The sequence below is a fragment of the Kitasatospora griseola genome (assembly GCF_014648555.1).
In the GTDB taxonomy this organism is placed as follows: Bacteria; Actinomycetota; Actinomycetes; order Streptomycetales; family Streptomycetaceae; genus Kitasatospora; species Kitasatospora griseola.
On the sequence record NZ_BMRI01000011.1, the window covers coordinates 44,884 to 49,432 of the forward strand.

Genomic DNA, 4,549 nt, shown 5'->3' on the forward strand with positions numbered 1-4,549 from the left:
AGCAGCGCCTCGACGGCGTCCGCGGAGCGGTCGACGAACCAGTCGAGGTCCTTGCGCTCGGTGGACGAGAAGTCCTTGAGCACGAAGTCGGCGACCTCCATCCGGCCGGGCGGGCGGCCGATGCCGCAGCGCACCCGGTGGTAGTCGGGGCCGAGCGACTTGGTGATCGACTTCAGGCCGTTGTGGCCGTTGTCGCCGCCGCCGAGCTTGAGCCGCAGCGCCGCGTAGTCCAGGTCGAGCTCGTCGTGGACGGCGACGATCGCGGCGGCGGGCACCTTGTAGAAGTCGCGCAGCGCGGTGACCGGACCGCCGGAGAGGTTCATGAAGCTCATCGGCTTGGCCAGGATCGCCCGCTTGCCGGAGAGGCGCCCCTCGGCGACCTGGGCCCGGCTCTTGTGCGCCTTGAACTTGGCGCCCATCCGCTGGGCCAGCAGGTCGACCACCATGAAGCCGATGTTGTGCCGGTTGCGGGCGTAGCCGTCGCCGGGGTTGCCGAGGCCCACCACCAGCCAGGGGCCGTCGTACTCGCTCATGCCGCTCCTCACGCGGGTGTCGTTGCGTCGTCCATCATCCCGGACATGCCGCTGCCCCGGCCGCCCGCTGGGAAGCGGGGCGGCCGGGGCAGCGGCGGGAAAAGATCGCGAGGATCAGGCCTCGACAGCGGCCTCTTCGCCCTCGACGGCCTCGGCGGCCTCTTCCTCGGTGGCCTCGGGGGCCTGGGCGCCGATGACCTGCAGGACGACGGCGTCGGCCTCGACGGCCAGCGAGACGCCGGCCGGCAGGGCGATGTCGCCGGCGGTGATGGAGGCGCCGGCCTCCAGGCCCTCGACGGAGACGGTGACCGACTCGGGCAGGTGGGTGGCCTCGGCCTCGATCGGGAGGGCGTTCAGCACGTTCTCGATCAGGTTGCCGCCGGGGGCCAGCTCGCCCTCGGTGTGGACCGGGATCTCGACGGTGACCTTCTCGCCGCGCTTGACCAGCAGCAGGTCGACGTGCTCGATGGAGCGCTTGATGGCCTCGCGCTGGACGGCCTTCGGCAGCACGTACTCGTCCTTGCCGTCGATCGGGACGACCAGCAGGGCGTTCGGGGTCTTCAGGGCCATCATCAGGTCGTGGCCGGGCAGGTTCAGGTGAACCGGGGCGTGGCCGTGGCCGTAGACGACACCGGGGACGAAGCCGGCGCGGCGGGCGCGACGGGCGGCACCCTTGCCGAACTCGGTGCGGGACTCAGCGGCGATGCGGATCTCGGACACGACTGCACTCCTCGAAAATGCGAAGGGGTGCAGGAACGACAGAACCGCCGGGCCACACCCTCAAGTACGTTTGGGGGGACACTCGGCGGTTCGATCAAAGCGCATCGTTCTCGCGCGTCGATCACGGAGCACCGAGAACGGGCATCCCTCGCCGAGCAGTCTCCCCAGACTAACCGGGCGGTGGCGCGGACGTGAAATCGGCCCCCGGTTCCAGTGCGGAACCGGGGGCCGAGCAAGGGTCCGACGAGGGGTCAGGGCCCTTTCAGGTCAGTGCACGCCCTCGAACAGGCTGGTGACCGAGCCGTCCTCGAACACCTCGCGCACGGCGGCGGCGATCGACGGGGCGATCGACAGCGTGGTGATCTTGTCCAGCTGGAGCTGGGCCGGGGTCGGCAGGGTGTTGGTGAACACGAACTCGCTGACCCGGGAGTTCTTCAGGCGGTCCGCGGCCGGGCCGGAGAGCACGCCGTGGGTGGCGGCCACGATGACGTCGGCGGCGCCGGCGTCGAACAGCGCGTCGGCGGCGGCGCAGATGGTGCCCGCGGTGTCGATCATGTCGTCGACCAGCACGCAGGTGCGGCCGCGGACGTCACCGACCACCTCGGCGGAGAGGATGGTGTTGGCCTGCGTCATGTCGCGGCGCTTGTGGATGATCGCCAGCGGGGCGTCCAGGCGGTCGCACCACTGGTCGGCGACCTTCACGCGGCCGGCGTCCGGCGAGACGATGGTCAGCTTGGACCGGTCGGCGACCCGGTCGCCCACGTAGTCGGCGAGCATCGGCAGCGCGAACAGGTGGTCCACCGGGCCGTCGAAGAAGCCCTGGATCTGCGCGGTGTGCAGGTCCACGGCCATCAGGCGGTCGGCGCCGGCCTGGCGCAGCAGGTCGGCGACCAGGCGGGCCGAGATGGGCTCGCGGCCGAGGTGCTTCTTGTCCTGCCGGGCGTAGCCGTAGAACGGGAGGATCGCGGTGATGCTGCGGGCCGACGCGCGCTTCAGCGCGTCGATCATGATCAGCTGCTCCATGATCCACTGGTTGATCGGAGCCGTGTGGCTCTGGATCACGAAGCAGTCGGCGCCGCGCGCGGAGTCCAGGAAGCGGACGTAGATCTCGCCGTTGGCGAAGTCCAGGGCCTTGGTCGGGACGAGTTCGGTGCCCAGGACGCGGGCGACCTCCTCGGCAAGTTCGGGGTGGGCTCGACCGGAGAAGAGTTTGAGCTTCTTCTCACCGGAGGTCGTGATCCCGCTCACTGCACCGTCTCCTCGTGTTATTGCCACTCAGGGTGAGTACGCCGAGGCACGGCCCAGCAGGCCCGATGGCGCACGTATGTACTTCAGGTTACGCGCCCCGGACCGTGACCGACGGCCGGGGACCTCTGTTCAAGGGCCCCGGCCGGCCGGCCCGACTACTGCGCCGAGGACGCCTCGGCGGCCGCGCGGGCGGACGCCGAACCGGGCCGCTTCCGCTCAACCCAGCCTGCGATGTTGCGCTGCTGGGCCCGCGCGACGGCCAGCGAACCGGCCGGAACGTCGTTGGTGATCACGGATCCGGCGGCGGTGTAGGCCCCGTCACCCACCGTCACCGGGGCGATGAACATGTTGTCGGAACCCGTGCGGCAGTGGGCCCCGATGACCGTCCGGTGCTTGTTCACCCCGTCGTAGTTCACTGTGACCGACGCCGCACCGACGTTGCTGCCCTCGCCGATCGTGGCGTCCCCGATGTACGACAGGTGGGGCACCTTGGCGCCCTCGCCGAGCTCCGAGTTCTTGATCTCCACGTAGGTGCCGGCCTTCGCCTTCCGGGCCAGCACGGTGCCCGGCCGCAGGTACGCGTACGGGCCGACCGAGGCCTCCGGGCCGATCTCCGCGCGCTCCGCCGTGGTGTTGCTCACACGGGCGCCCGCGCCGACCGCGGTGGCGGTCAGCGTGCTGTGCGGGCCGACCTCGCAGCCCTCGCCCAGGTGGGTCGCGCCGTACAGCTGGGTGCCGGGGTGCACCAGCGCGTCCGGCTCGTAGGTGACCTGGACGTCCATCCAGGTGGAGGCCGGGTCGACCACCGTCACGCCGGCCCGCATCGCCCGCTCCAGCAGCCGGTCGTTGAGCAGTCGGCGGGCCTGGGCCAGCTGCACCCGGTCGTTGATGCCGACGATCTCCCGGTGGTCGGCGGCCACCACCGCGCCCACCCGGTGGCCCTCCCGGCGGAGGATCTCCAGGGTGTCGGTCAGGTACTCCTCGCCCTGCGAGTTGTCGGTGCCGACCAGCGACAGCGCGTGCGCCAGCAGCTTGGCGTCGAACGCGAACACCCCGGAGTTGATCTCGGAGATCGCCAGCTGCGCGGGGCTCGCGTCCTTGTGCTCGACGATCGCGGCGACCGCGCCGTCCGCCTCGCGCAGGATCCGGCCGTAGCCGGTGGCGTCCGGGACGAGCGCGGTCAGCACGGTGACGCCGTTGCCCTGCTCGGCGTGCGCGGCGGCCAGCGCCTGCAGCGTGCCGCCGGTCAGCAGCGGGGCGTCGCCGGTGGTGACCAGCACGGTGCCGTCCAGCTCCACGCCGTCGGCGGCCAGTGTTTGCAGGGCGATGCGCACCGCGTGGCCGGTGCCGAGCTGCTCGGTCTGCACGACCGGGCGGGCTGCCGGGCAGTGCTCGGCCAGGTGCGCCTGCACCAGCTCGCGCAGGTGGCCGATCACCACGACCAGCTGACCGGGCGTCAACTCCTCGGCGGCGGACACCGCGTGGCCCACCAACGAGCGACCGCAGATCTCGTGCAGCACCTTCGGCAGGGCCTTGGACTTCATCCGCGTACCGCCCCCGGCGGCGAGCACGATCACGGCAGCGGGCTGGTTTGCACTCACGCGGGAAGACTCCTCGGTCGATGCGGGGTGAGGGTGCACCGAGAATACCGAGACGAGATGGACGGAATGCGACCGAAACGGTCGGGAAGGGCTCCGCCGCTAGGATTCGAACCCAGACAAAGGCCTCCAAAGGGCCCTGTGCTGCCATTACACCACGGCGGAAAAGCGCGGTTGCCGCGCCCAGCACAGCCTACGGGTTGACGGCCCGTAGCTCCACCACCTTCCGCGAAGCACACGAACGACGCCCCGGCCCCCGGCGGCCGCCCGAGGGGGATCCGGCGGGCGAACACCGCGACACGTCCGCGCAGGAGCCTTCCGCCTTCCCCGGTCCGGTACCTACGATGCCGTAGGTTACGGAAACGTAGGTATCCGCCGGCACCACCCTCCTCCCCCCGGGACGCGCCATGACCATCCAGGCTGGGCAGGCGCCGCCGAGCGCCGCCGAGG

At 71.0% G+C, this 4,549-nt stretch carries 4 protein-coding genes and 1 tRNA gene; all 5 read right to left on the reverse strand.

From position 1 onward, the window contains the following. Nucleotides 1-533 (reverse strand): aminoacyl-tRNA hydrolase (gene pth, locus IEZ12_RS16150; protein ID WP_229847585.1); only part of this gene is annotated, 533 nt, incomplete at its 3' end. A gap of 114 nt (nucleotides 534-647) precedes the next feature. Then, nucleotides 648-1,253: a 50S ribosomal protein L25/general stress protein Ctc gene (locus IEZ12_RS16155; protein WP_189272670.1), complete on the reverse strand. Its 606-nt coding sequence runs from the start codon at nucleotides 1,251-1,253 to the stop codon at nucleotides 648-650. Between the two features lie 267 nt (nucleotides 1,254-1,520). After that, nucleotides 1,521-2,501, reverse strand: coding sequence for a ribose-phosphate diphosphokinase (locus tag IEZ12_RS16160; RefSeq protein WP_043915753.1), 981 nt, complete (start codon nucleotides 2,499-2,501; stop codon nucleotides 1,521-1,523). Nucleotides 2,502-2,656: 155 nt separating this feature from the next. Then, entirely contained in the window at nucleotides 2,657-4,102 is a 1,446-nt protein-coding gene (gene glmU, locus IEZ12_RS16165; RefSeq protein ID WP_189272671.1) for a bifunctional UDP-N-acetylglucosamine diphosphorylase/glucosamine-1-phosphate N-acetyltransferase GlmU, read from the reverse strand. A 91-nt stretch (nucleotides 4,103-4,193) separates the two neighbouring features. Next, nucleotides 4,194-4,264, reverse strand: a tRNA-Gln gene (locus tag IEZ12_RS16170). Nucleotides 4,265-4,549 lie beyond the last annotated feature (285 nt).